The 21,934-nt window shown below is 38.2% G+C and carries 20 protein-coding genes; 15 read left to right on the plus strand and 5 right to left on the minus strand.

Features of this window, described 5'->3' with window-relative positions; translation table 11 throughout:
- Positions 1–51: 51 nt before the first annotated feature.
- Entirely contained in the window at positions 52–1,617 is a 1,566-nt protein-coding gene (gene guaA / locus IGJ27_RS00170; protein WP_010720480.1) for a glutamine-hydrolyzing GMP synthase, read from the minus strand.
- A gap of 59 nt (positions 1,618–1,676) precedes the next feature.
- Positions 1,677–2,600, minus strand: coding sequence for a type I pantothenate kinase (coaA, locus tag IGJ27_RS00175; protein ID WP_010720479.1), 924 nt, complete (start codon positions 2,598–2,600; stop codon positions 1,677–1,679).
- Between the two features lie 265 nt (positions 2,601–2,865).
- Between coaA and IGJ27_RS00180 the strand changes: the two genes are divergently transcribed.
- The 13 genes from IGJ27_RS00180 to deoD all read left to right on the plus strand — a co-directional run bounded on the left by IGJ27_RS00180 (position 2,866) and on the right by deoD (position 18,192).
- Positions 2,866–3,471, plus strand: coding sequence for a class I SAM-dependent methyltransferase (locus tag IGJ27_RS00180; protein ID WP_010736788.1), 606 nt, complete (start codon positions 2,866–2,868; stop codon positions 3,469–3,471).
- Between the two features lie 353 nt (positions 3,472–3,824).
- Positions 3,825–6,146, plus strand: a complete 2,322-nt coding sequence (locus tag IGJ27_RS00185; protein WP_438791682.1) for a hypothetical protein — start codon at positions 3,825–3,827, stop codon at positions 6,144–6,146.
- 168 nt (positions 6,147–6,314) lie between these two features.
- Positions 6,315–7,331, plus strand: coding sequence for a LacI family DNA-binding transcriptional regulator (locus IGJ27_RS00190; protein WP_010720475.1), 1,017 nt, complete (start codon positions 6,315–6,317; stop codon positions 7,329–7,331).
- Positions 7,332–7,471: 140 nt separating this feature from the next.
- On the plus strand, positions 7,472–8,773 hold the full coding sequence (locus IGJ27_RS00195; RefSeq protein ID WP_010720474.1) for a pyrimidine-nucleoside phosphorylase: 1,302 nt from the start codon (positions 7,472–7,474) through the stop codon (positions 8,771–8,773).
- A gap of 14 nt (positions 8,774–8,787) precedes the next feature.
- Positions 8,788–9,450, plus strand: coding sequence for a deoxyribose-phosphate aldolase (gene deoC / locus IGJ27_RS00200; protein ID WP_010720473.1), 663 nt, complete (start codon positions 8,788–8,790; stop codon positions 9,448–9,450).
- A gap of 17 nt (positions 9,451–9,467) precedes the next feature.
- Entirely contained in the window at positions 9,468–9,866 is a 399-nt protein-coding gene (locus IGJ27_RS00205; RefSeq protein WP_010720472.1) for a cytidine deaminase, read from the plus strand.
- Positions 9,867–9,939: 73 nt separating this feature from the next.
- Positions 9,940–11,022 carry a BMP family lipoprotein gene (locus IGJ27_RS00210; protein WP_010720471.1) on the plus strand — a complete coding sequence of 361 codons (1,083 nt, stop codon included), beginning with the start codon at positions 9,940–9,942 and terminating at the stop codon, positions 11,020–11,022.
- Between the two features lie 502 nt (positions 11,023–11,524).
- Positions 11,525–13,087 (plus strand): ABC transporter ATP-binding protein, encoded by a 1,563-nt coding sequence (locus tag IGJ27_RS00215; RefSeq protein WP_010720470.1) that lies wholly within the window; start codon positions 11,525–11,527, stop codon positions 13,085–13,087.
- Positions 13,080–14,213, plus strand: a complete 1,134-nt coding sequence (locus IGJ27_RS00220) for an ABC transporter permease (protein ID WP_010720469.1) — start codon at positions 13,080–13,082, stop codon at positions 14,211–14,213. The genes IGJ27_RS00215 and IGJ27_RS00220 overlap by 8 nt, the downstream gene beginning before the upstream one ends.
- Positions 14,213–15,169 (plus strand): ABC transporter permease, encoded by a 957-nt coding sequence (locus IGJ27_RS00225; RefSeq protein ID WP_010720468.1) that lies wholly within the window; start codon positions 14,213–14,215, stop codon positions 15,167–15,169. Before IGJ27_RS00220 ends, IGJ27_RS00225 begins: the two co-directional genes overlap by 1 nt.
- A 97-nt stretch (positions 15,170–15,266) precedes the next feature.
- Positions 15,267–16,433, plus strand: coding sequence for a phosphopentomutase (gene deoB, locus IGJ27_RS00230; RefSeq protein ID WP_010720467.1), 1,167 nt, complete (start codon positions 15,267–15,269; stop codon positions 16,431–16,433).
- Positions 16,434–16,644: 211 nt separating this feature from the next.
- A complete protein-coding gene (locus IGJ27_RS00235; protein WP_010736792.1) occupies positions 16,645–17,463 on the plus strand; it encodes a purine-nucleoside phosphorylase in 819 nt (272 codons plus the stop codon).
- A 21-nt stretch (positions 17,464–17,484) separates the two neighbouring features.
- A complete protein-coding gene (gene deoD, locus IGJ27_RS00240) occupies positions 17,485–18,192 on the plus strand; it encodes a purine-nucleoside phosphorylase (protein ID WP_010720465.1) in 708 nt (235 codons plus the stop codon).
- 54 nt (positions 18,193–18,246) lie between these two features.
- Here the strand turns inward: deoD and gpmA are convergent, their stop codons facing one another.
- The 3 genes from gpmA to rpiA all read right to left on the minus strand — a co-directional run bounded on the left by gpmA (position 18,247) and on the right by rpiA (position 20,644).
- Complete coding sequence (gene gpmA / locus IGJ27_RS00245; protein WP_010720464.1) at positions 18,247–18,933, minus strand: 2,3-diphosphoglycerate-dependent phosphoglycerate mutase; 687 nt, start codon at positions 18,931–18,933, stop codon at positions 18,247–18,249.
- Positions 18,934–19,241: 308 nt separating this feature from the next.
- A complete protein-coding gene (locus tag IGJ27_RS00250; RefSeq protein ID WP_010720463.1) occupies positions 19,242–19,823 on the minus strand; it encodes a recombinase family protein in 582 nt (193 codons plus the stop codon).
- 137 nt (positions 19,824–19,960) lie between these two features.
- Positions 19,961–20,644 carry a ribose-5-phosphate isomerase RpiA gene (gene rpiA / locus IGJ27_RS00255; RefSeq protein ID WP_010736793.1) on the minus strand — a complete coding sequence of 228 codons (684 nt, stop codon included), beginning with the start codon at positions 20,642–20,644 and terminating at the stop codon, positions 19,961–19,963.
- 308 nt (positions 20,645–20,952) lie between these two features.
- Between rpiA and rpsL the strand changes: the two genes are divergently transcribed.
- Both rpsL and rpsG read left to right on the plus strand, forming a co-directional pair.
- Positions 20,953–21,366, plus strand: a complete 414-nt coding sequence (rpsL, locus tag IGJ27_RS00260; RefSeq protein WP_002294318.1) for a 30S ribosomal protein S12 — start codon at positions 20,953–20,955, stop codon at positions 21,364–21,366.
- Positions 21,367–21,457: 91 nt separating this feature from the next.
- Complete coding sequence (gene rpsG, locus IGJ27_RS00265) at positions 21,458–21,928, plus strand: 30S ribosomal protein S7 (protein ID WP_010720461.1); 471 nt, start codon at positions 21,458–21,460, stop codon at positions 21,926–21,928.
- The last annotated feature ends 6 nt before the right edge of the window (positions 21,929–21,934 follow it).

Raw genomic sequence — 21,934 nt, forward strand, 5'->3', positions numbered from 1 at the left:
AGAAAAAAGCCTATAAACGTTGAAAAATCAACTTATAGGCTTAAATAATATCTATTCCCACTCCACAGTTGCAGGTGGTTTAGAAGTGATGTCGTACACGATACGGTTGACGTGAGCGACTTCGTTTACGATGCGGACAGAGATTTTTTGTAAAACATCCCATGGGATACGGGCAAAGTCTGCTGTCATCCCATCAATAGAAGTGACTGCACGGATACCTACTGTATAGTCGTAAGTACGGCCATCGCCCATTACACCGACAGAGCGGATTCCTGGTAGAACAGTGAAATATTGCCAAATGTCACGGTCTAAGCCAGCTGCTGCGATTTCTTCACGTAAGATCGCATCTGATTCACGGACGATTTCTAGTTTTTCTTCACTGATTTCTCCCAAGACACGGATACCTAGACCAGGACCTGGGAAAGGTTGACGCCAAACGATTGAATCTGGCATTCCTAGTTGTGTTCCTAATTCACGGACTTCATCTTTGAATAATGTGTTCAAAGGTTCGATCAATTGGAATTGCATGTCTTCTGGTAGACCACCCACGTTATGGTGAGATTTGATCGTTTGAGCAGTTTCCGTTCCACTTTCGATCACATCAGTATAAAGTGTTCCTTGGGCTAAGAAAGCAATTCCTTCTTCTCCCGCTAATTTTGTTGCTTCATCATCAAAAACATACACAAATTCATTACCAATGATTTTACGTTTTTGCTCAGGATCAGAAACGCCGGCTAACTTGTCTAAGAAACGTTTTCTTGCATCCACTTTGATAATATTTAGACCAAATTTCCCGCCTAAACTTTCCATTACTTGGTCTGCTTCACCTTTACGCAATAAACCATGGTCAACAAAGATGGAAGTTAGCTGATCACCGATTGCTTTTTGTAAAAGAACACCAACGACACTAGAATCCACGCCGCCAGAAAGTCCAAGCAATACTTTTTTATCGCCAACTTGTTCACGAATTTTTTCGATTTGCATATCAATGAAGTTATTCATTGTCCAGTTTCCTTCACAATGACAAACATCAAAAGCAAAATGACGGAGTAATTCGATTCCGTATTCAGAATGACGAACTTCTGCATGGAATTGGATACCATAGAAATTACGTTTTGTGTCTTGGATGGATGCGATCGGGCAGTCTTTACTTGTACCAACGATTTCAAATCCTTCAGGAACTTGGGTTACTAAGTCCCCGTGGCTCATCCAAACGGTTTGTTGTTTAGGTGTGTCATTGAACAATACTGCATCGTCACTGGTTACTTCTAACTGAGCTTTTCCGTATTCACGGTTTTTAGCTGGTTCAACTTTCCCACCTAGCTTATACGTAATCAATTGCATACCGTAGCAAATACCCAATACAGGAATCCCTAAGTTAAAGATTTCTGGATCGATTCCAAAAGCATTTTCATCATACACACTGTTAGGACCACCGGAAAGAATGATTCCTTTTGGATTCATTGCTTTTACTTCTTCAGCAGAAACCCGATGGCTCAATAATTCAGAAAAAACTCCTAAATCACGGATGCGTCGTGTAATCAATTGGTTATACTGGCTACCGTAGTCTAATACGATAATCTTTTCAACGTTTGTCATGTCGGCAACGTTTGTCACATTTATTACCCCTATCCCTTTAAATTTTATCTCAAAATAGAATAAACTATTTTAAAATGCTAATATTTTCGCATGAAAATCGAATCAATAATATGATTTTCAGTTTTATGGAGAATTATATCTGCTCTGCCACGAGTAGGCAAGATATATTCGTTTAAATTTTTCAAATTCACATTTTTCCATACTTCTTGCGCCATTTTAAATGCATCGTCACGATCGCCAATAGCAAATTGATAGTAATAATTTTGTGGATTTTGAAAAGCGGTGTCGAGTAAGGCACCGAATCGATCTAAATACCATTTTTCAATTAATGATGAATCAGCATCAACATAAACAGAAAAATCAAAAAAATCACTGACATAGATTTGTTGATTAGCAGGCAGTTGTAGCGTGTTGATTCCTTCAACAATCAGAATATCAGGTTGTTGGATCAATTCATATTCGCCAGGAATGATATTGTAAATGTCATGTGAATAAACAGGTACTTTTATTTCTTCCTGACCGGATTTTACTCGATTAAGAAAATCGATCAACATCTCCATATCATAACTTTCTGGGAATCCTTTACGATTCATGATCCCTCGTTCTTTTAACGTTTCATTAGGATACAAAAAACCATCAGTTGTAATCAACTGAACATTCCTGCGTTTAAATGTACGTGATAAGATCGTTTGTAACAGGCGAGCTGTTGTGCTTTTTCCAACGGCAACACTCCCAGCAATTCCAATAATAAATGGCGGTACTTCGACATATTTATGAAGAAATAGACCTTTACTTAATGAAAGAGATTCAAATTCTTTCATATATAGATAAATCAAATGAGCAAGAGGAACATAGATATCTCGAACATCTTGCATTGAAATACGGTCATTTAAACTTTTGATGTTATCTAGCTCGTCTTGGGTCAAAGGTGCTTGTCCATTACGATAAAATTCACGCCATTCTTCTCTTGCCACACGGTAGTAGTTCATTGGATCATTCATAATAGCCTCCTGCATTCTCCCATCAATGGAATCATTTTAACATAAAACACGGCTAAACCCCACCACTAAACGAGAATGGTTATAAGTCTCTTATTTTTAAGTGAATAACTGTTAACTGAATAAATAAAAAGGATGACATATCAAAATTCATTCTGTTCGTGTTTCTGATCAACTATTTATTTAAACTAGGAAAAATAGACATTGCATGCCAATTGATAAAAGGATAGACTAAGAAACAAGAAACAATATAAAAAGGATGAACGATATGACGAATCATTATTATTCGCAAGAGCCAACGACAGAACATGACTTTGAACAATGGTCATTTGAATTAAAAGGAAAAAACTTCCAATTTGTAACAGATTCAGGAGTATTTTCACGTGAAACAGTCGACTTTGGTTCACGAGTGTTAATTGATACCTTTAATTGGGAAGAGTTGCCAGCTGATGGCAAAATTTTGGATGTTGGTTGTGGCTATGGCCCGATTGGATTGGCGATCGCTTTTGCTAGTCAGCGATTTGTTGAGATGGTCGATATTAACTCTCGGGCAGTAGAATTAGCTCAAGGAAATGCGAACCGCAATGGGATCAAACAGGTGGATATTCATCAATCGAATATCTATGAAGCAGTTCATGAAGAAACTTATGCAGCAATCGTCAGCAATCCGCCAATTCGTGCCGGTAAAAAAGTGGTACACGAAATTTTAACCGAAGCATATCCAAGGTTAAAATCGGGTGGAACACTAACCATTGTCATTCAAAAAAAACAAGGGGCTCCTAGTGCAAAAAGCAAAATGGCAGAGACCTTTGGGAATGCTGAAATCGTCCATAAAGAGAAAGGGTACTATATCATCAAAAGTATCAAAGAATAACTGTTTGATTGTGGGTGTTTGAGACTAAATAAAAAGCTATGATAAAATAACACACTCTAAAAGCAACCGAAGAATCCTAAAATAGAAGTAACTATTTGCGGGTCCTTCGGTTTATTTTTGTCCCTTTCTTTCTATTAAAAAACAGGCGATAGGTACTCTAGGTCATGGGAATATGGAGATCGTAAAAAAGTTGATGAAAGGAGTGAGACACTTCGCTAACTAGTGGAACTTTTTCCTATTGAAAAGTGGCGTATTTCAAGGAGCTAATAATTGAATAACGTTTCTTCCTTTTTTAGAAAACAAAACTAGCATGGTATTGAAAAATTTGAGTGACTTGAAAGGAGAATAAAAAGATGACACAAACCAGAATGATAGTAGATACTAAATCTATTTTAGAATTACCCATGTATAACCAGGAAAACGTATTAAGGTATTTAGAAAAAGACCATATCGAAATGGCTACAACATTTAAAGCATGGGAAGAAAAGGCGAAGGGGATCGTCCAGAACAATAAAACGAAAAGAGAAAAATTAAATAGCAAAAGAGAAAAAAGTGAAGTTCAGCCAGATGATCAACATGTTGCTTTAACAAATGAACTTTTAGATCTCTTAGATGGATTAGTACATCATGGCTTACATCAGTATCGTCCCACACTAGTGTCTAAGTATAAAAATCTATTGATATGGAAAGATCAAGAAAAATTTGATTTCTTACTTAAGAATCGAGATGCTAAGAACGGGTTCACTCAAATCATGAACGACAAGCCTATGATTAAGCTTTACCAAAAAAAGCCAAAGAAATTTGCTCAGATCAAAAAAGGCTACCATTCTCAAAAAAACAACGATGTCCTATTTGTTGGAAACATGCTGCTGTTTGAACTACTTGATTTTTCTCGCTCAGAGAGGGAACAACTGGTAAAAGAATTTCTAACCCATACGATTCCCAACGATCAGCGACGAGACAACTTAAATCAAGAAATTCAAAATCGTCCTGCGGCAACGCTTGACAAGCTTTCACAGAGAAATAAAACAGTCTATTGGGAGTTTGTTAGTATTAGAAGTGTGGCAGATTATTCTAAAGTAAAACATGTGAAAGAACAAATTGATCATCAAGATGGATTGACTCCAGAAGAAAAACAGGCACTTCATAACGATTTAGATGCACGTATCGCCAAATTTAATAGTCAAGCTATACTGTTTGAAGAAGCAGTCGCGGATCTAAGTGAAAAAAATAAGGATTTACATAAGATGTTCAAAAAAGATGTACCACAAGAGCGAATTGACTTGCTCAAACGAATCAAAGATGAGTCAAATTTGGATTGGCTAACAAAGAATGTGTTGACCGAAGAATTAGTAAGAAAACAAGGGGCTCAAGAAAAACTAGATACATATAAAGCACTGATGAGTGACAAACAATTGACCCGAGAAGTGATAGCTAGCATCAAACAAAGCAAAGAGTATTCAGAAGAAATAAAAAAAGCTCTCATTTCTGAAATTAATCCCTCAGAGGAAGCGAAAAAGAACAACATCAAAAAAATATCAGTTATCAAACAGGAATTTTTCATTAGAAAGCAACTGTTAGAAGTACTAAAAGAACGAGTGGCAACGGATAAAACCTATCAGCCACTTTTTGAACAAATAGAAAAAGTCACGAATAGTAATGAAAAACAAAAGGAACATGTAACTGCTCAAAGTGATATCAAAGAGTGCCAAAAGTTTATAAGTGAAAATAAATGGGAAGAGGAAATGATTAAAAGAATCAATCAAGAGGAACGAATCCCTCCACATTTGAAAGTAATCGTTTTATCTGAGTTAAAGGAACCAACAGCAAAAAATCAACGAGTTGGTGGAGAAAATCGGCAAGATTCCACACTTGTTGCTCTTGTTTTAAAGTCTCACGTTCAAAATATACAACTAGGATACCAACAAGAGGTTTCTCAAAAGACGAAGAAGGAACAACAAATTGATCATCGCATGATTAAATACGAACAAAAGTTACAAAAAATTCTAAAGATAAGAACAGGACTCTTTGATGCCATAAATAGATTTGAGAGCCAGGAGAAACAACTGATAGGGGATGGGGGAAAGATTTCTGTTCCCAAGGATGAACAAGAAAAAGGCAGTCAACAAGCTACGCTGACTAAAAAAGATTTGCAAGAGAATGAAGAGCAGAGGCTAGCTATGGATATCGGAGAGCTTCTTATGAAAGGAAATACGGCAGACTATTTTCAGGCAGTCGATAAACATGATTTAAACTTTTTAAATCTTAGGCAACAAGTAAGGCAAGATCCAAAGATTCCTATTGAAAATAAAAAACCTTTCCTTGAACAGCTAACAACGATAATCGCCACGGATCGAACGGCAGGTTATCAAAAAGAGCTTCAACTTTTTTCATCTGTTCGAGAAAAGATTCTAGAACTCCATAATGAAATCTTAAACGATCAGGAAATAGCTCATGATGAGAAAAAAATACTTCTCAAGCAGGTAGATGGAATGGTAGGAGCGATTGAAAAACGGGATTCTGAACATCTAGCTGCTGATCATTTAGTAACCCAAAGTCAGAAGTCTTCTTTGAGTGAGAAAGTAACTAGTGCAATCAATAATAGAAAAGATCAATCGCTAGTTACTCAAGCCAATGAAAAAACTCCTATGAAAGAGAAGAACAATGACAGATGATCGGCAGTTACAGAAGTTTTTAAGAAGTCAGTTTAGGAAATTGGCACTTTCCAAGCTATTTATTTTTATTAGTGAATAAAAGATTTTTTCTTATTTTTTTCTATCTATTCTTTTTTATATGCTTTTGGTAAACTAAAAAAGAATTTACATCATAAAGGAGGAGAAGAAGTGAAACTAACGATCCGAGACATTGCAGAAATGGCAGGTGTTTCAGTCACCACTGTATCACAAATTTTAAATAATAAAGGGAGCCGCTTTAGTGATAAAACACGAAAAAAAGTCCTGAATATTGTTAACGAGCACCATTATAAACCAGATTACTTTGCCTCGAATGTGATCAATCGTCATTCTAAAACGATTGGTATGATCGTGCCAGATGTCACTGACTTCTTCTTTTCTAAATTGATTGAAGGGGTCGAGAGTTACTTGAATCCACTGGGGTATGTGATCATGCTTTGCAACTCTCGTCATAGTCAAGAAAATGAAATCAAGTATTTAAAAGAATTGGCTCATCGCTCAGTGGATGGAATCTTATTGGCTACGCCCAATGTTTTGCCAGATGACTATTCTTTAGATAGTGGTTTTTATAAAAATATGCCGATTATTTTGATTGATCGTGGATTGAATACCAGAGATAATGGTCGGTTGATCGTAAAAGAGTATGAGGGGGCTTATCAAGCAGTTTCTTTGTTTATTAAGAACGGTCATACCAAAATCGGTATGCTCAAAGAAACAACAGGCTATTACCAGTTAGAAGAACGGTTCAACGGGTATCGTCATGCACTAAAGGATCATGGAATCCCTTTCAATGGAAAGTATGTAGAACAAGGGGAGTTGACGGTCCAAGGTGGATACGAGGCGTCTAAACGGCTCTTAAAGCACAAAGATCTTACAGCAATTTTTTGTGGAAATGATGCAATGGCGATTGGTTGTTACCAAGCGATTGATGAATTAGGCAAAAAAATCCCCGATGATATTTCAGTTATTGGTTTCGATGGGTTGAAGTTATCCGAGTATATGATCCCTCAATTGACAACAGTGAAACAGCCAAGTTCTGATATTGGATTTTATGCCGCAAGATTTTTGATCGACACGATCGAGTTCCCACAACGCAAAGTTCCGAACAAAGTCTTTGAAACAAAATTAATTATTCGTGAGAGCATAAAAACATTGACAAAGGGATAACTCAGCGTTATATTGCTTATGTAAGTGTTTACAAAGGCGGTGAGTAGCTCTTTGTATTCTTAGTAAACTGGTTTACTAAAGTGGTTTACCTTTTGGAAAATTCCTGTATAATACCGAATGAAGACGAGGAGGATCAAGCAATGCGAATGGTGGATCTGATTGAAAAAAAGCGAGACGGAAATGAATTATCGACAAAAGAAATCGAGTATATTATTACAAAATACACGAATGGTGAAATTCCAGATTATCAAATCAGCGCATTGTTGATGGCGATCTTTTATCAAGATATGACCGATAGAGAAATCACGGATTTAACACTTGCCATTGCCCACTCAGGAGATGTCATTGATTTAAGTCCTTTAGATGGGATCAAAGTGGATAAACACTCTACAGGTGGTGTGGGAGATACGACAACGTTGATCTTAGCACCTTTAGTCGCAAGTGTGGGTGTTACAGTTGCCAAAATGTCTGGTAGAGGTTTGGGGTATACAGGTGGTACGCTGGATAAACTAGAAGCAATTCCTGGATTTCAAATCGAGCTTTCTGATGAAGCGTTTATCCGAATTGTCAATGAGAGTAAAGTGGCTGTTATTGGACAATCAGGAAATCTTGCACCAGCAGATAAAAAACTTTATGCTTTGCGGGATGTGACTGCGACAGTGGATTCGATTCCTTTGATTGCCAGTTCGATCATGAGTAAGAAAATTGCCGCAGGAGCAGATGCGATCGTTTTAGACGTGACGACAGGTGACGGCGCCTTTATGAAGAATATTGAAGATGCTAGACGTTTAGCAAAAACAATGACTAGTATTGGAAAATTAGCTCATCGTCAGACAGTAGCCGTAATTTCTGATATGTCTGAACCTCTTGGTGAAGCAATTGGTAATAGTCTTGAAGTTGTAGAAGCAATTGAAACGTTAAACGGCAATGGACCAGAAGACTTGCTGGAAATGTGTTATGCATTAGGGAGTCAGATGGTGGTCTTAGCCAATCAAGCAGCAACAATCGAAGAAGCTAGAAGTTTACTGCAAGAAGCACTAGAATCTGGCAAAGCCTTAGACAAATTTAAGGAAATGATCCGTAATCAAGGTGGAGATGACTCTATCGTAGACCAACCAGAACGGTTACTGACAGCTAAGTATGTTGTTGAGTTGCCAGCCAAAGCGAGTGGTATTGTCTCAAAACTCGTTGCGAATGAGTTGGGGATTGCAGCTATGATGTTAGGTGCAGGACGCAAAACTAAAGAAGATGATATTGATCACGCAGTTGGTCTTAAATTAAATAAAAAAATTGGTGATCCTGTAAAAGAGGGAGAATCATTGTTGACAATCTACAGTAATACAAAAGAGATTTCTTCTGTTCAAGAATTGCTCTATCAAAATATCCAAATTAGTGACTCGGCTGAAAAGCCTACATTGATACATGATATCATTACCGAGTAAAAGGAGAGAAAAAAATGGAATTGAACCGAATGATCGATCACACCATCTTAAAAGCAGATGCTTCTCAAGAAGACGTCATGCGAATTATTGAAGAAGCAAAGAAATACCATTTCTATTCTGTTTGTATCAACCCAACTTGGGTCGCACTAGCAAAAGAACAATTAAAAGGCGAACCAGTGGCAGTATGTACAGTAATTGGCTTTCCTTTAGGAGCTAATACTGCTGAAACTAAGGCTTTTGAAACTACAAATGCGATTGAAAATGGCGCAGATGAAGTGGATATGGTCATCAATATTGGGGCAATGAAGTCTCAACAGTTTGATAAAGTCCAAAAAGATATTGAAGCAGTGGTTGCAGCGGCCAAAGATCGTGCTTTAGTCAAAGTCATCATCGAAACAGCTTTATTAAATCATGAGGAAATTGTAAAAGCTTGTGAGTTGGCAAAAGCTGCTGGGGCAGACTTTGTTAAAACTTCTACAGGATTTTCAACTGGCGGAGCAAAAGTCGAAGATGTTCGTTTAATGCGTGAAACCGTTGGACCTGAAATGGGTGTGAAAGCATCTGGTGGTATCCATAACGAAGCTGAAGCTTTGGCAATGATTGAAGCTGGTGCGACAAGAATTGGCACCAGTGCAGGAGTTTCGATTATGTCAGGATCTACTGGCGAAGGCTATTAAGTAGTAAGGGGAAGCTTATGACAGAAGTGAAGCAAGAATGGATCAACATTGCAGTAGAAGCATTGGATAAAGCATATGTACCATATTCACATTTTCCAGTAGGCGCATGTTTAGTCACTGAATCTGGAAAAACGTATCAAGGAGTCAACATCGAAAATGCCTCGTTTGGTTTAACCAATTGTGCGGAGCGCACGGCTTTTTTCAAAGCTGTTTCTGAAGGAGAAAAAGAGTTTACTCATTTAGTAGTGGCTGGTCATACGCCAGAGCCAATTTCTCCTTGTGGTGCTTGTCGTCAAGTAATGGCTGAGTTTTGTGTACCAGACATGCCGGTAACTTTAGTAGGGGATAACGGTGTGACTAAGGCAATGACGGTTAAAGAACTATTACCTTACGCCTTTACAGAAAAAGATCTATAGAATTATCACTCATGTTCATTCAGTCAGCTGACTGTTGAAAAATAAAACAATTATTTTAGGGGGCTTTACAGAAATGAAAAAAGCAAAATTATTTGGTTTAAGTGCTGTAGCGTTATCTGCTGGGTTATTATTGGGCGCATGTGGCAGCGGATCAGATTCAACTGATTCAACCGGTGGAAACAGCGGTTCAAAAACAGCAACTGCAGCATTGATCACAGATACGGGCGGTGTTGATGACCGTTCATTCAACCAGTCAGCTTGGGAAGGACTACAAGCTTGGGGGAAAGATCATGATCTATCACGTGGGAATGATGGGTTCCAATATTTCCAATCAGCAAATGAATCAGATTATATCCCTAATATTGACCAAGCTTTGAATGCAGGTTTTAAAACAATCTTTGGTATTGGTTATAAATTGAAGCCAGCTATTGAAGAGCAAGCTGCATCAAATCCTGAAACAAACTTTGCTATTATTGATGACGTTATCGACGGCAAAGACAACGTGGTTTCAGCAACATTTAAAGATAACGAAGCTTCTTATCTTGCTGGGATTGCCGCAGCTTACACAACTGAAACAAACACTGTTGGTTTCATTGGTGGAGTAAAAGGTGAAGTAATCGATCGTTTTGACGCAGGATTCAAAGCTGGTGTAGATGCTGGTGCAAAAGCTTTAAACAAAGAAATTAAAGTCTTGAATCAATATGCAGGAGACTTCTCAGCGCCAGATAAAGGACGTTCAATTGCTCAAGGAATGTATGCACAAAATGCAGATATCATTTTCCACGCATCTGGTGGTACTGGTAACGGTGTATTCCAAGAAGCGAAATCATTAAACGAATCAGGCGACAAAAAAGTTTGGGTTATCGGGGTTGACCGTGACCAATCGGACGAAGGCGAATACACTTTAAACGGTGAAAAGAAAAACTTTACTTTGACATCAACTCTAAAAGGTGTAGGAACTGTTGTTGAAGACTTAGCTCAAAAATCAGCTGACGGTGATTTCCCTGGTGGAGAACATACCGTTTACGGATTGAAAGAAGACGGTGTTGGTATCACAAAAGGTCAACTTTCAGAAAAAGCAGAAAAAGCTGTGAATGAAGCAAAAGAAAAAATCATCTCAGGAGATATCAAAGTACCAGAAACTCCTGAAAAATAATCAAACGAATTTCTATAGCCTTGTTGGACAATTGTTTGACAAGGCTATGGTTTAGTAAATAACTAACGATTGTTTCTTTATCAAGATGTTGCTGAAAAGCTATTTTCGTTTTTTTGTTCTTAATTCTTGAAGTAGAACATGCTGCTCACAGCCTCTTGCTAAACGGCGTTCAAGAAGCAGCTCCTCAACAATAAGCGAGGATTTTTAAAAATATGAGAAGCTATTTTAAAAAATCCTCTCTTATTTGCTCGGAGCTAAACGCTTCTTTCACAGCCTCTTGCTAAACGGCGTTCAAAGAGCTGACCTTCGGCATTAAGTCAAAAAATCTCAAAACATGAAAAGCTGTTTCGAGATTTTCTTCCTTAATGCTCAGGTCAAAACGCTCTTTTCACAGCCTCTTGATAAGGGAATAATCCCCTGAAGTTTTTGCTTCAATTTGAGATTTTATGAAAAATCTTTGTTAATCGTTGCCTAGATAGAAATCGTTAGGATGTGAAAAATTGTGGTTCAAGAAAATATTGTCATCGAAATGCGGAATATCACCAAACAGTTTGGTACGTTCAAAGCAAATGACAACATCAACTTGCAAGTGAAAGCAGGAGAGATCCACGCTTTACTTGGAGAAAATGGTGCCGGAAAATCAACCTTGATGAATGTGCTCTCAGGCCTTTTAGAGCCAACATCAGGTGAAATACTGATGCATGGGAAAGAAGTGAAAATTACAAGTCCGACAAAAGCGAACCAGCTAGGTATCGGAATGGTCCATCAGCACTTTATGCTTGTGGATGCATTTACTGTTACTGAAAATATTGTTTTGGGAAGTGAGCCAAGTCGAGCAGGGGTACTTGATCGTCGCCAAGCACGTGAAGAAATCCAAAAGCTTTCTGAACAATATGGTTTATCGGTCAATCCTGATGCGTATGTCCGAGATATCTCTGTTGGAATGGAACAACGGGTAGAAATCTTAAAAACACTTTATCGTGGGGCAGATGTCTTGATTTTTGACGAACCTACAGCGGTATTAACGCCACAAGAGATTGACGAACTGATTGTAATCATGAAAGAGTTGGTCAAAGAAGGAAAATCGATCATTTTGATCACCCATAAGTTAGATGAGATTAAAGCTGTAGCAGATCGTTGTACAGTTATCCGTCGTGGTAAAGGGATTGGTACAGTAAATGTAAAAGATGTCTCTTCACAACAATTGGCAGATATGATGGTTGGACGTACGGTTTCATTTAAGACAATGAAGAAAGAAAGTCAGCCTCAAGAAGTTGTGTTATCGATTGAAAATCTAGTGGTTAAAGAAAACCGAGGATTGGACGCAGTCAAAGACCTAAGTTTAGAAGTACGAGCAGGAGAAGTTTTAGGAATTGCTGGTATTGATGGTAACGGACAGTCAGAATTGATCCAGGCGTTAACCGGTTTACGTAAAGCAGAAAGTGGAACGATTCGCTTAAAAGATGAAGATATCACGAATAAAAAGCCAAGAAAAATTACGGAGGCTGGTGTAGGACATGTGCCCGAAGACCGTCATAAGTATGGCTTAGTTCTGGATATGACGTTAGCGGAGAATATTGCTTTACAAAATTATTACCAAAAACCTTACAGTAGAAATGGCTTATTGAATTATTCTTTGATAAATGAACATGCACGTGAATTAATCGAAGAGTATGATGTTCGGACAACGAATGAACTTGTGCCAGCAAAAGCATTATCAGGTGGGAACCAACAAAAAGCAATCATCGCTCGGGAAATCGATCGTGATCCTGACTTGTTGATCGTTGCTAATCCGACACGTGGGCTAGATGTTGGAGCAATCGAGTTTATTCATAAACGTTTGATTGAACAAAGAGACAAATACAAAGCGGTCTTATTGATTAGTTTTGAATTAGAAGAAATTTTGAATGTTTCTGATCGTATTGCGGTACTCCACGAAGGAAAAATCGTGGGAATCGTTGATCCAAAAGAAACTTCTGAAAATGAACTAGGATTACTTATGGCGGGCTATTCTTTAGAAGAAGCAAGAAAAGAGTTAGAAAAGGTTGGTGGCGCACATGAATGATCGCAATGAAAAGATACGTAATCTCCTAGTTCCTATTTTTTCGGTAATTCTAGGTTTAGTTTTAGGTGCTATCTTGATGGCAGCTTTTGGTTATAACCCAGGCCAAGGTTATTCTTCAATGTTAAATGCGTCCCTTGGTTCTCAAAGAAGTATTGGTGAAACGTTACGGCAAGCAACACCGTTGATTTTTACTGCATTAGGTTTTTCTGTTGCGAACTCAGCAGGATTCTTCAATATCGGGCTTTCGGGACAAGCACTCTGTGGTTGGATCGTTAGTGTGTGGGTAGCACTTGCCTTTCCTGATCTGCCAAAAGTCATTTTATTACCGACTTGTGTGATTTTAGGTGCTTTGGCAGGAGCCTTGGCTGCGGCTATCCCAGGGGTGTTAAGAGCCTTTTTCGGTACAAGTGAAGTAATCGTCACTATTATGATGAACTATATTTTACTTTATTTAAGTACTTTTGCTTTACATGACATCATGCCAGACACGTATCGTTCAAGCTTAGATTCTTCAAATTTGATTGGGCAAAATGCTTCTCTTAGATTACCTTGGCTGACACAGATGTTTGGCGGTTCTCGTGTGAATGCTGGTTTGTTTTTAGCATTGATTGCACTGGTTGTTGTTTGGCTATTGATGAAGAAAACGACGTTAGGCTTTGAAATTCGTTCGGTAGGTCTAAATCCTTTTGCTTCTGAGTATGCTGGAATGAGTAGTAAACGTACGATCGTCTTCTCCATGATGATTTCAGGCGCTTTAGCAGGACTTGGTGGAGTAGTCGAAGGATTAGGAACGTATCAAAACTTTTTCGTCCAAACAACTTCATTAGCCATCGGATTTGACGGAATGGCTGTGTCACTGTTAGGTTCTGGTTCAGCGATTGGAATTTTACTTTCAGCACTCTTGTTCAGTATCTTGAAAATCGGTGGTTTGGGGATGCAAACAGGTGCCGGTATACCATTTGAAATCGTAAATGTATCGATTGCATTGATTATTTTCTTTGTTGGGATCAACTTCTTGATTCGTTTCATTATGGCGAAATTCTTCCAAGGTAAAAAACAAGAAGCGATCGTGGAGACTGTTGAATCGAAACCAACAAATCAGAGTCAAGAAGGAGGAGAATTATAATGTCAACAACTGAGTTAATTGCTTTAATCCTCACTTCAACGTTGGTTTATTCAACACCATTAATTCTTACATCTTTAGGTGGAACTTTTTCTGAACGAAGTGGGATTGTCAATGTAGGTTTAGAAGGCATCATGGTTATGGGTGCTTTCAGTGCGGTAGTATTTAATCTAACCATGAGTCCTACCTTAGGAGACATGACACCATGGATTGCTATTTTAGTCGGTGGGATAGTTGGTGTGTTATTCTCTTTATTACATGCAGTAGCAACTGTTAGTTTACGTGCAGACCATATCATCAGCGGGACAGTTATCAACTTGATGGCACCAGCTTTGGGTGTATTTTTGATCAAAACATGGTATGGAAAAGGACAAACTGATAATATTTCAGTTAACTTAGGATATTTCTCATTTCCTGGATTATCAAAAATCCCTGTGATTGGACCAATTTTCTTTAAAAATACATTTTTACCAGCTTATTGTGCCATTTTAATTGCGATTCTTGCTTGGTTTATTATCTTTAAAACAAAGTTTGGACTTCGCTTACGCTCAGTGGGTGAAAATCCTCAAGCAGCGGATACATTGGGAATCAATGTTTACGCGATGCGTTATTCTGGGGTATTGATCTCTGGTTTACTTGGCGGAATGGGTGGCGCAGTATTCGCTCAATCGATTTCAGGGAATTTCTCTGCCGGAACGATCGTAGGTCAAGGGTTTATCTCAATGGCTGCTATGATCTTCGGTAAATGGAATCCACTAGGGGCAATGGGCGCTTCTTTATTCTTTGGCTTTGCGCAAAGTTTAAGTATCATCGGGGCTCAATTACCAGTGATTTCTTCGATACCGCCAGTATTGCTGCAGATTGCACCTTACCTATTAACCGTTATTGTGTTAGTAGCGTTCTTAGGAAAAGCATCTGGACCTAAAGCAAACGGTAAAAATTATATAAAATCAAAATAAACTTTTAGTGAATAAAAAGGGTGGGTTACGGGAAATGTTTTTTCGACTCGCCCTTTTTGATTTAATAGCAATAATAAAAAAGAAAGAAGGAATAATCATGTTTAAACGTGTACATTTGATTGTCATGGATTCAGTAGGAATCGGTGAAGCGCCAGATGCTGAAAAATTTGGTGATAAAGGTTCAGATACACTAGGGCATATCGCAAAAGAAGCTGGTTTGACAATTCCTCATTTAGAACAGTTAGGATTAGGAACGATTCGCCCATTAGAAGGTGTCGAAGCGGTTAAAAACCACCAAGGCTATGCCACTAAATTGGAGGAAGTATCTGTAGGAAAAGATACAATGACCGGTCACTGGGAAATCATGGGTCTGAACATCAAGACACCATTTCGAGTATTTCCTAACGGGTTCCCTGATGAATTACTCAAACAAATCGAAGACTTCTCAGGACGCAAAATTGTTTGCAATCAACCATATAGTGGAACCGCTGTTATAGATGACTATGGTGAACATCAAATGAAAACTGGTGATTTGATCGTCTATACGTCCGCAGATCCGGTTCTACAAATTGCTGCGCATGAAGAAATTATTCCTTTAGAAGAACTTTATCGGATTTGTCAGTTCGTTCGTGACATTACTAAAGACGACCCATACATGATTGGTCGAATTATTGCGCGACCTTACGTTGGAGAACCTGGTAATTTTACTCGTACGAGCAACCGACATGATTACGCATTGGATCCATTCGGTCATACGGTTTTAGATTCATTAAAAGAAGCAGGAAAAGACGTTATCGCTGTTGGAAAAATCAACGATATCTTCAACGGTCAAGGGATTACAGAGTTCGTCCGTACGAAAAGCAACATGGATGGCGTTGACCAATTATTAAATGTGATGAAAAAAGAGTTTACAGGGATCAGTTTTACTAATTTAGTTGATTTTGATGCATTATTTGGACATCGTCGGGATGTTGTAGGTTATGCCCACGCAATTGAAGATTTTGATTTACGTATTCCCGAAATATTAGAGGCAATGGCAGAGGACGACTTACTGATGATTACTGCTGATCATGGAAACGATCCAACATTCCCTGGAACAGATCATACACGTGAATATGTACCATTATTAGTTTTCAGCAAAAAAATGCAAGGACAAGGAAGCTTGCCACAAGGCTACTATTCAGATATCGCAGCAACGATTGCTGAAAACTTCGATGTTCCTGCTACCGAAAACGGCGAAAGTTTCTTAAAACTTTTGAAATAGGAATGACAGACCGCGTTTGAAAATTTGACCTGAAAAAGCGTAACTAAGATAGGTCAATCATTTTGTTCAAAGAGCCATCTTGCTTTAACAGTATCAATCAAGAGGTGAAAAGCCTTGTTAATCAGGCATACCTGTTTTTTTAGCTAGTCGAACGACAGGGCTTCTAACTTCTTGACTTCTGTAGAAAAAAATAGTTAATAGGAGAAAGTAAATGACCCAATTAAGCGAAATGTTACAAGAAACGACTCAATTTATTCTAGAAAAGGGCGTAAAAGAAATTGATTTTGGTTTGATCTTAGGTTCAGGTTTAGGAGAGTTAGCGGAAGAAATCGAGGAAGCAATCGTGATTCCTTATGACCAAATCCCATTTTTCCCAACATCAACAGTTGTCGGCCATGCTGGTCAATTAGTCTATGGTACCTTGTCTGGTAAAAAAGTTCTGGCAATGCAAGGACGATTCCATTTTTATGAAGGTCATTCAATGCAAACTGTCACTTATCCTGTGCGGGTAATGGCAGCATTAAAGGCTCATTCGGTGATCGTCACGAATGCAAGTGGTGGGGTAAATGAATCATTTGTTCCTGGCGATTTGATGTTGATTACTGATCATATCAACTTCACAGGTCAAAACCCATTGATTGGTCCTAACGAAGATGAGATCGGTCCACGCTTCCCTGATATGAGCGAGGCGTATACCTTAACTTATCGTGAAGTAGCCAAAGAGGCTGCGAGCCAATTAGATTTGACTCTTAAAGAAGGGGTATATATGGGCTATTCTGGACCAACATACGAAACACCTGCAGAGATTCGGATGTCACGTACGATGGGAGCAGATGCAGTCGGAATGTCCACTGTGCCAGAAGTGATCGTTGCAGCACATAGCGGATTGAAAGTTCTCGGCATTTCATGTATCACTAATTTAGCAGCAGGCATGCAAGCGAACCTTAACCATGAAGAAGTGGTGGAAACAACGCAACGTGTCAAACAATCATTTAAGGCATTGATTAAAGAAGTATTAGTATTACTATAACTGAATCAAGGAGAGTGTCAGATGAGCGTACACATTGAAGCAAAACAAGGAGAGATCGCTGATAAAATACTACTTCCAGGCGATCCTTTACGAGCAAAATATATTGCTGAAACATTTTTAGAAGATCCAGTATGTTACAACCAAGTTCGTGGGATGTTAGGTTTTACTGGAACCTACAAAGGCGAACGTGTTTCGGTACAAGGAACGGGGATGGGGATGCCGTCAGCGACGATCTATGCCCATGAATTGATTCATTCATACGGTGTGAAAAAATTGATACGAGTGGGTACATGTGGTGCATTATCTAAAGATGTCCATGTTCGTGATCTTGTTTTAGCTCAAGGAGCAGCTACTAGTTCTTCGATGATCGAGAAAAATTTCCAAGCCTTTCATTTTCCGCCGATCAGTGATTTTAATTTATTGTTGAAGGCGTATGAAATTTCAAAAGACAAAGGATTTACCACACATGTAGGGAATGTTCTCTCGGAAGATTCATTTTATAAAGATGATTCAACAGAAACGTTTAAATTAGCTGAATTAGGTGTGCTAGGTGTGGAAATGGAAGCAGCTGCTTTATACTATTTAGGAGCAAAATATCATGTCCAAACATTAGCAATCATGACGGTGAGTGACCATTTGCTTACCGGAGAAGAAACAACTGCAGAAGAACGACAAACGACATTTAACGAAATGATCGAAGTCGGATTAGAAACAGCAATCGCAGATTAATAAAAGAAGTGAGCGAGTGATTCAATTGAATCGCTTGCCCACTTTTTTTATTTATTATAAATAGTATTTTTTAGCAACTGTCAAGTCATCGTTTAATTCATAAACAAGTGGTTGACCAGTTGGAATTTCAAGATCCATGATATCTTCATCAGAAATTCCTTCGATGTGTTTTGCTAAAGCACGTAGAGAGTTACCATGTGCAGCTACTAAAACAGTTTTGTTGTCTAGTAAAGCTGGAGCAATTTCGTCTTGCCAGAATGGTAAAGCACGTTCTAAAGTAACTTTCAAGTTTTCGCCACCAGGAATATCGCGTTTGTCTAACATTGCATAACGACGATCGTTTGCAGCAGAACCTTCGTCACTTTCGTCCATCAATGGAGGAAGAGTGTCGTATGAACGACGCCAAATGTGTACTTGGTCATCTCCATATTTTTCAGCTGTTTCTTTTTTGTTCAATCCTTGTAATTTACCATAATGACGTTCGTTTAAGCGCCATGATTTGATTTGAGGAACCCAAAGTTGATCTGAGTGTTCTAAAATCAAATTACATGTTTTGATGGCACGAGTTAAAACTGAAGTGTAAGCAACATCAAATTCAATTCCAGCTTCTTTGATTTTGCGTCCGCCTTCTTTGGCTTCTTCGATTCCTTCTGGTGCTAAGTTTACGTCAGCCCAACCAGTAAATTGGTTTAATGCATTCCATTCACTAAGACCATGACGAGAAAAAACTAATTTTGGCATGTTTAGCTCTCCTTTAAAATAGGTTATATTTCTGAAAATTTCAGTTCTGCTTTATTGTACAATTTTTTTGACTAGATTTCCATTGAAAAATGAAGTTAATGAAAGGGAAAATCAGAAGATAGACAGATAAAAAAACAAAAATAATTCTTACAGTGACAGATAAACAGAGGTAGGTGGGTCAATGGCTGCACTGTCATTGATCCACCTACCTATTCATTATATACAGTTGATTCGTCTTTAGCAGACAGTCTGCGTTTGTTGCGCCAATCCATTTTTAAATGAAAGAATATCAAGATGTAGGCAGTCGTTTAAGATAATTGCTGAATCTCTTTTTCTGGAAGATTGATATATTTATAACAGGTTCCGACTGATACACCACATTTAGTAGAAATTAATTGGATCGTTTCTTTTTTTTCATAATAAAGCCGACGAATTTTTTTAATTGTTTTTGGATCGATTTTTGGACGACCCCCGATTTTACCTTTTTTACGTGCTTCATCTAACCCGACAAGTGTCCGTTCCTTGATTAAAGAGCACTCCATAATGGCTAATCCTTCCATTAGTTGAAAATAGATTTTCCCCATCGGTGTACGCGTATCGATCTCTTCTTGGATACTAACTAGGTGTAAGCCACGATCTTTGAATAATTGTGTGAGTTCTGTTAGCTGACGAGTAGACTTCCCTAGACGATGAAGTTGACAGATAACTAAAGTATCGCCTTGTCGCATTTCCTTGATTACTTTTTCTAAACAAATATTATTAGACACCGCATCTTTAGACTTGTATGTCTCGTGAAAAATCTCCTGACAACCAAAATTAGAGAGTTGCTCCACTTGTGTTGTAAGATCAACATCATTTATGGTTGTGCGTGCATAACCAATAATCTTCATGGTGATTCCTTTCTAGCAATGATTTTCTGTCTATAGATAACAGTAAAAATGTAGCATAAAGTCCATTGAAAAGATAGTTTTTTTATGTTTTTAAAATGAACTATTTTTGCTAATTTTTATAACTAATATCAGGGTTGTTATTTTTGATGAGGTGAGTCGATAATTGATACGCCTTGTGCGGAGCCGACAACGACTTTTGAAACCATATTTAAAAACAGTCCATGTTCAACGACACCAACCAGTTGATCAAGGTACGTTGCTAAAGCTTCAGGGTCATTGATCACTTCTAAATGTAAGTCAATAATGTAATGACCACTGTCCGTTTTGACTATCTGACCTGTTTCGGTTTGACGTAAAACAGGTTGGTAACCTTTCTCATCAAAGATCCGCATCAATTGTTGAGCGCCATAAGGAATCACTTCTACTGGAAGAGGGAACTGCCCAAGTTGCTCCACTAATTTTGATTCATCAACGATCCAGATGACTTGTTTTGAATACGTAGCAACAATTTTTTCAAAAAGTAATGCTGCGCCACCACCTTTAATTCCTTGAAATGCTTTACTGATTTCATCAGCCCCATCGATCGTGAGATCAACTACGGGTACTTCATCAATACTCTTAAGAGGGATACCTAATTTTTCTGCTTGTTCTTTAGTGGCATTCGATGTAGTGACACCAGTGATGTTTAATCCTTCTTCACGCATTCTTCTACCAATTTCTTCTACCATATAATAGGCTGTAGAACCGGTACCCAAACCAACGATCATTCCGTCCTTCACAAATTTAGCTGCTTCAATTCCAGCTGCTTGTTTCAAATTCATCTGTTGTTCCCACCTTTTCTTTCGTCTCTATTCATAGCTATTTTATATTGAATGATTGGAAAAAGATAGCGTCCTTTTTTTAATTTCAAATGGCTAAAAAAAATACATAACACTGGTTGACAGAGTACTTTATTCATGATATCCTAACCAAGGTGCTTTATCTACAGGTCTCTGGTAAAGAGACGTGCTGACTGTTTATCAAAGCATATTTGATAAAGATGCAGAATTGCATTTATTTTTTATCGCAAAAAAAGAACCACCTGGATGTGTGGAACTAGACGCGAATCGTGGGAAGGAGGAAACAAGGAATGCCTACAATTAACCAATTAGTACGTAAACCTCGTAAATCAAAGGTGGAAAAATCTAATTCACCTGCTTTGAACAAAGGATATAACAGCTTTAAGAAAACTCAAACAAACGTGAACTCTCCTCAAAAACGTGGGGTAGCAACACGTGTGGGTACAATGACACCTAAAAAACCGAACTCAGCTTTACGTAAATATGCTCGTGTTCGTTTGTCAAACTTAATTGAAGTTACTGCTTATATCCCAGGGATTGGTCACAACTTACAAGAACATAGCGTAGTATTACTACGTGGTGGACGTGTAAAAGACTTACCAGGGGTACGTTACCATATCGTTCGTGGTGCACTTGATACAGCTGGTGTAAACGACCGTAAACAAAGCCGTTCTAAATACGGTACTAAAAAACCTAAAGCTTAATTTTAATTATTAAACAAATGAAACTTGTTCTTACTATGTTAAGAGAGTAAGGCAATTACTATGAAGAATATTTCGGAAGGAGGAGTTACGGATGCCACGTAAAGGTCCTGTTGCAAAACGTGATGTTTTACCAGATCCTATTTATAACTCAAAATTAGTAACTCGCTTGATCAACCGTGTAATGGTTGACGGAAAACGCGGTGTTGCAGCTAGTATTATTTATAACGCCTTTGATTTGATTAAAGAATCTACAGGTAATGATCCATTAGAAGTGTTTGAACAAGCTATGAAAAATGTTATGCCTGTTCTTGAAGTTAAAGCACGTCGTGTTGGGGGTTCAAACTATCAAGTACCAGTTGAAGTTCGCCCTGAACGTCGTACAACTTTAGCTCTTCGTTGGGTAGTAAACTACGCTCGCCTGCGCGGTGAACACACAATGGAAGAACGCTTAGCAAAAGAAATCATGGATGCTGCAAACAACACTGGTGCTTCTGTTAAAAAACGTGAAGACACTCATAAAATGGCTGATGCCAACCGTGCATTTGCTCATTATCGTTGGTAAGATCCT

Origin of the sequence: Enterococcus sp. DIV1726a, assembly GCF_051710985.1 — a bacterium.
Taxonomy (GTDB): Bacteria; Bacillota; Bacilli; order Lactobacillales; family Enterococcaceae; genus Enterococcus_B; species Enterococcus_B hirae.